Source organism: Schnuerera sp. (genome assembly GCF_035459645.1).
GTDB lineage: Bacteria > Bacillota > Clostridia > Tissierellales > Tepidimicrobiaceae > Schnuerera.
Genome location: NZ_DATHXO010000311.1, coordinates 1 through 6830 on the forward strand (window position 1 = coordinate 1; position 6830 = coordinate 6830).

Genomic DNA, 6830 nt, shown 5'->3' on the forward strand with positions numbered 1-6830 from the left:
ATATATTTTTTGAACATTACAATTTTGATTTGGATGAAATAATTAGATATATGCAAGTTAAATAGTTATGGAATTTTTTACAGTTAAGCATAACAAATATTATTTATAGTTTTATTAATACATATGATATTAAACCAAGGGAGGTGTAAATGTGCTTGAGACAATTCCTAACAAAAAACAAATTGAATCTTTGCTAGGTGAAAAAGCAATGGAAGCATGGAATGAACTTATTCAATTTGTCGAGTCAAATTATCAATTTGATCCTGTATGGGATGAAGGCGGAAAGTATGGGGTTTGGGAAGTGAAATATCGTAGAAGTGGCAGAACCCTATGTGCTTTTTATGTAAAAGAGGGACAGTTTACTGTACTGGTTATATTTGGCAAGGCAGAAAGGCAGAAATTTGAGTTAATACAAAATGAGTTTTCTTCTAAAATTATTGAATTATATTCAAATACCCGTCAATATCATGATGGTAGATGGTTATGGATCAATGTTTCTGATATGAGTTTAGTTGAAGACATAAAGAGATTGATAATAATAAAAAAGAAACCCAAAAGAAAATAAATGAAATAGGTAATGACCAATTATCCTGCCAGAAAATTATGTGATAATGAGATTGGAATTGCAGGATGAAAACAATGAGAAGGGATATGTTCCAGTCAGTATATAGTAAGATTATAGGTATTAGAAAGGAAGTCCATATGAAAGCATATATAGGTATCAAATATCATGGAGATTAAGGATGAAAAATATGTCTAAACAAATCAAAGTATCTGTAAGGAATTTAGTCGAGTTTGTACTTCGGTCAGGAGATATAGACAATACATTTGTGGGAAGTACTAGAGCAGCGGAAGGGACAAAAGCCCATCAAAAGGTGCAAAACTCTTATGGAGAAGAATATACTCCAGAAGTTGCATTAAGGCATATCTTAAATTATGAGGATTTCACTATAGAAATAGAAGGTAGAGCGGATGGGATTTTAAAGACAGATGAAAATATAATAATAGATGAGATTAAAAGCACTATAAGGCCATTAGATGAGCTTGATGAAGATTATAATAAGCTTCACTGGGCTCAAGGGAAATGTTATGGTTACATGTATGCAAAGGAAAATAAAATAGAAAAATTAGAAATTCAACTTACCTACTTTAATATTGAATCGGAGGAAATGAAGAAATTTATCAAATGTTATACCTTTAAGGAATTAGAGGAGTTCTTTTTAGGGTTAATTGAAGAATATGTAGAGTGGGCTAATATGACTTTTTATTGGCAAATGGTTAGAGATGCAGCCATAAAAGAACTTTCTTTTCCTTTTAAAAACTATAGAAAAGGTCAAAGGAAATTAGCAGTTGCTGTTTATGAGACAATACTTAATGAAAAAAATCTTTTTGCTCAGGCTCCAACAGGTATAGGTAAAACCATTTCTACTATATTTCCTTCAATAAAGGCTATTGGGGAGGATATTGCTTCTAAAGTTTTTTATTTGACCGCAAAGACTATTACAAGGCAGGCAGCTTTAAATTCTATAGAGCAGATGGCATGGAAGGGACTTAGGATTAAATCCATTGTCATTACTGCTAAGGAAAAAATATGTTTAAATGAAGAAGTAAAATGTAATCCAAGAGACTGTCCTTATGCCAAAGGTCATTATGACAGAGTGAATCAAGCTATAATGGATGTACTAGAGAAACAAGATATGATGACAAGGGAGATTATAGTTGAATATGCAAAAATTCATCAAGTATGTCCTTTTGAGTTTTCTCTAGATTTAAGTCTTTGGAGCGATGTAATAATATGCGATTATAACTATGTATTTGATCCAAATGTAAGGTTGAAAAGATTTTTTGAAGGTAATGGGAATGATTACATATTCTTAATAGATGAAGCTCATAACCTAGTAGACCGTTCTCGAGATATGTTTTCAGCACAGATTACAAAGGATCCATTTCTAAAATATAAAAGATTATTTAAAGAAAAATTTCCTAATATTGCAAAAGCTTTTAATAATTGTAATAATGCTATGAATAAAGTAAAAAGAGAGCATGTTTCTAATAAGGATTTTTATTATCAAAAAGAGGAAATAATAGATATTTATTCTCCAATAAATAAACTTATAAAGAAATTGGAAGAGTGGCTTATAAATGAAAAAGGGCATGAGCTTCATGAGGAAATACAAGAATTATATTTTGAAATATTGAGATTTATTAAGATAGCCGATTTCTATGATAATAGGTATGTAACCTATATTGAACGAATGGGTAAGGATATGCTTTTAAAGCTATTTTGCATAGATCCTTCCTATTTATTAAGTGAAATATTAAAAAAGGGGAGAGCAGCTATATTCTTTTCTGCTACATTAACACCCCTTGATTATTATAGAGATGTATTAGGTGGAGATGAAGAAGATTACATTATTAGATTTTTATCTCCCTTTCCCAAGGACAATCTATGTCTTTTAGTTGGGGATACTATTTCCACTAAGTATAAGGATAGAGATAAAACTTACTTAAATGTAGTAAAATATATTGAAGAATATGTATCACAGAAAAAGGGAAATTATTTTGTTTTCTTTCCTTCATACAAATATATGGAACAAGTGTATTTAAGTTTTGCAGATAGAAATCCAGATATTAGAACTATAATTCAGGAAAGTTTTATGACAGAAGAAGATAGAGAGAAATTTTTAAATAGATTCAATCTAGAAACAGAGGATACAATGGTTGCTTTTGCAGTATTAGGAGGTATATTTTCAGAGGGAATAGACTTAATTGGAGACAAACTCATTGGTGCTGTAATTGTAGGAGTAGGGTTACCACAGATATGTTTTGAAAGAGATATTATTAGAGAATACTTTCAATCAGAAAATGAGTTAGGCTATGAATATGCTTATATGTATCCTGGAATGAATAAAGTCCTTCAAGCTGCTGGTAGAGTTATAAGAAGCGAGAAGGATAAGGGAGCAATACTACTTATAGATGAAAGGTTTGGCACTATAAAGTATAAAAGATTATATCCAAAGGAATGGTCTCATAATAAGAGGGTATCAAATTCAAAATTTATAAGAGTAAAACTGATGGAGTTCTGGAAGAATTAGTTTATATTCACCTAGGAAAGCAAATGACATCATGAGAACCCATTTGTCAAGCTTTCTTTATATTTTCAATATAATATTTCAAGTCACCAAATTTATAGCACTTTTGTTCTTTATAAAGATATGTATAATCTATTTAAATAAGAATTGATATTAAGTGAACATAAGGATATAAATGCGACGTAAACGTCGCAAATTGTGAATTTTAAATTGTGAATTGTGAATTAAAACCTTAAGAATTAAAAAGAAGGTTATGCTTGTAATGTTATGTGCATTAACGGGTTGACATATAAACGGGTTGACACATAGGTCAACCCCTACAATATGGAATATATCACAGTTGTGGGTAGGGATGGACCTATGTGTCCATCCGGTTTTATACGACACATGATTTACAATAGGCATTGCAATGGTTCTAGCATATATCATGGTTGTGTGTAGGGGCAGACCCATGTGTCTGCCCTCCAATGATAGGACACACTCTTTACACATTATGGAGCATATACCAAATATAGGAAAACATATCTTAAGAGGGATAAAATGGCCTTAGTTGATGAGAAGGGTGGTTCCCAGAGGAAAAATTAAAAAATATATAATTCTGTAGATTAAAGATCTTTTTAACATATTATTATAATATCGAAAGGGGCTCAAATATTGAAAAAGAAAAGAATAATAAAAATACTTGGCATCACCTTAGGATTTGTTATAGTAGCCGGAATAATTGGCACTTGTTATTTTACAGGAATTTCTGTTTTTAATGGTTCTATGCAAATGGTGGATAATGAGAGCACTAGTTTTGAAAATGCAAAAGCATATTTCAAAAAGATAAATTTTAATTTAGATGAATTTAAATCAAAATATGCAATTGAGACAATACGAATAAAATCTACATCTGATGAACATATAATCCCTGCTGATTATATCACTATAGATGGAGATAAAAATAAAGATACCATAGTCATGGTTCATGGTTTGGGTGGAAGTCGTTGGACAAACTATCCTATAGCTAATATGTTTTTAGAAAACGGATATAATGTTATCTCTTATGACCAACGAAGTTCAGGAGAAAATACAGCAAAATACACTACCTATGGTTACCTAGAAAGTCATGATTTACAGGATTATGTTACATATCTAAAAGATAATATTGGTGATAATAAAAAGATTGGAGTATGGGGAACTTCATTTGGTGGGGCCACTGTAGGAATATATCTTGGTTCAGACCAAGCCAATAGGAATGTTGATTTTGCAATTTTAGACTGTCCTATGGGCAATATGAGTTATATGCTTTCTACTGAGATGGAGAGGATGGATATAGGCATTCCAGTCGATTTTATGATGTTTATGGGAAATATCGTTACTAAATTGAAATTAGGATTTTCTTATGAAGATGCCAATATTTGTAACAGTATAGGTGATACTAAAGTACCTCTACTAATCATAAATAGTAGAGCCGATGAAATAACACCTTATTTTATGGGGCAGGATATTTATAATTCAGTTAAACATAATAATAAAAAGATTTTTACTGTTGAAGATAGTGCACATGTAGAAATATATTTTGACTATCCAAATAAATATGAAAAAAATATTTTTGGGTTTATAAAAGAATTGGAATAAATTATAAATTTGCAGAAGAGAGAATATAATTTTTTTATAATTATTAACATCTTATAAAACTAATCATCTAGAAAAGGAGGAGATAATAATTTGAATCAATATTTAAAAGGAAATTTAGATTTTATAATAGAAACCTTATCTGTAGTTCTAATTATTATTGGAATAGCATTAGGAATACAAGTAAATTATTTATTTTTTATAGTTTCTATTTCAGTAATTATATTTTTATTAGTATATCAAAAAATAGAAAGAAACAATTATATAAAGGATAAGAAAAAGTCTATTAGTGAATTATGGGGAAAAGAAAGGAAAGATAATGTTAATTTTTCAGAAAAAGATAATCTTCATAAATTTCTATCTAAAAGGGAAAATATTTATTTTTCAATAGACGATATTACATGGAATGATTTAGATATGGATACTGTATTTACTAAAATTGATCATACTATGAGCTTACCTGGTATGCAATATCTATATTATATTCTTAGAAGACCTTTATTTAAAGAAAATCCACTTAATAAAAGGTATGAAATAATAGACAAATTAAGAAATAATAGAGACATTTCACAAGAAATTCAGTATTATCTTTCTATATTGGGGAAAGATGAGGGCAAAGAGATATTTACATATTTTGAAGAAGGGATGAGTGTAGATACAAAATATTCAATTATATACCAAATACTTTCTTATATACCCTTTTTATCATTGATATTGTTATTAATCGACTTTAGAATTGGGTTTAGTATATTTATATTAACTTTTATGGTTAATACTGGGGTTTATAATAGCAACAAGCATAAAATATATGCAGAGATGGAAACTTTTAAATATTTAGGTAACCTTATTTATTGTGCTGAAAATATTATGAAGTTAAACATAGATAGTTTAGGGTTAAATCAATATAGTTTAGAGGAGTTGATGCAAAACACCAAAAAGATAAAGCGTAATATTTCTAAAATTAACTTTAACGATGAACTAAAAACAGAAGCTCAGTTATTAATAGATTATTATAATATGATTGTTTTAAGAGAACCAAAAGTATTTTATAAAGTTGTTAAACAGTTAAATGAATATAAAGTAGATTTTTTGAAAATGTATAGAATAGTTGGTGAAATAGATGCATATATTTCTGTCAGTTCCTATACATCAGGATTAGATTATTTTACTAAATCTAAGCTTAGGAAGGAAAACTGTACATTCTATTTGGAAGTAGATAAAATGTATCATCCCTTATTAGAAAAACCAGTACCCTATACTTTTGAATTTAATAATAAAGGGGTTTTAATTACAGGTTCAAATGCATCAGGTAAATCTACATTTTTACGGACTATAGGCATAAACTCAATCCTTGCTCAGACCCTAAGTATAGTATTAGCTAAAGACTATAGCTCGTCTTATTTTAGACTATTTACTTCAATTGGAACTACAGACAGTATAATTAAAGGGGATAGCTACTTTATGGCTGAAGCTAAGGCGTTGAAGAGGATAATTGATTCTATTGCTTCTGATGAACCAATACTATGTATTTTAGATGAAATATTTAGAGGCACTAATACAGCTGAAAGAATTAGTGCTGCTAGTGTAGTATTAAATTATATGATAGATAATAATTGTTGTGTTATTGCAGCCACACATGATCTAGAGCTTATAAGTTTAGTAAACAATAGATATGAAAATTATCATTTTAAAGAAACTATTGAAAATAAGGATATAATATTTGACTACATATTGAGAAAAGGCCCTTGTGTAAGCAGAAATGCTATTGCAATTTTAGAATATCTTGACTATCCAGCAGAAATATATGAAAAGGCTGTAGTACAAGCTGAAAAGTATTCAATAATTAGGCATAAATGAGAACAATAAATATGGAAAATTGAAAGGAGAAATATATATGAGTAATATATTGTACATTGTCAATGTGGAGGCAGCTATATATAAAGATGATAAATGGTTGATAATAAAAAGAAGTGAAAAAGAAGAACATGTTCCAAAATTTGATAATTAGTAAGGCTAAAAAGGAAGACGCTGAAAAGGTATTAGAATTCTTAAATATTATTGGCGGAGAAAGCGATAATATATTATATTGTTAGCATATTATGAAGGAGTAATCAATAATTA

The 6830-nt window shown here is 29.1% G+C and carries 4 protein-coding genes; all 4 read left to right on the top strand.

All coding sequences use genetic code 11. The annotated features are described in order from the left end of the window. Positions 1-151 precede the first annotated feature (151 nt). The 4 genes from VK998_RS07320 (at position 152) to VK998_RS07335 (ending at position 6566) form a co-directional block, all read left to right on the top strand. A complete protein-coding gene (locus VK998_RS07320; protein ID WP_325227095.1) occupies positions 152-565 on the top strand; it encodes a DUF3788 domain-containing protein in 414 nt (137 codons plus the stop codon). Between the two features lie 187 nt (positions 566-752). Beyond that, the gene (locus VK998_RS07325; RefSeq protein ID WP_325227096.1) at positions 753-3095 is read left to right on the top strand and encodes an ATP-dependent DNA helicase; all 2343 of its coding nucleotides are present in this window, start codon (positions 753-755) and stop codon (positions 3093-3095) included. Positions 3096-3746: 651 nt separating this feature from the next. Beyond that, positions 3747-4712, top strand: a complete 966-nt coding sequence (locus tag VK998_RS07330) for an alpha/beta hydrolase (protein WP_325227099.1) — start codon at positions 3747-3749, stop codon at positions 4710-4712. 90 nt (positions 4713-4802) lie between these two features. Next, positions 4803-6566, top strand: a complete 1764-nt coding sequence (locus VK998_RS07335; protein WP_325227101.1) for a MutS-related protein — start codon at positions 4803-4805, stop codon at positions 6564-6566. Positions 6567-6830: the final 264 nt, after the last annotated feature.

Bases quoted from the DNA above. Each gene is read 5' to 3' on its own strand.
- VK998_RS07325 (WP_325227096.1), top strand. From the start codon at position 753: ATGTCTAAACAAATCAAAGTATCTGTAAGGAATTTAGTCGAGTTTGTA.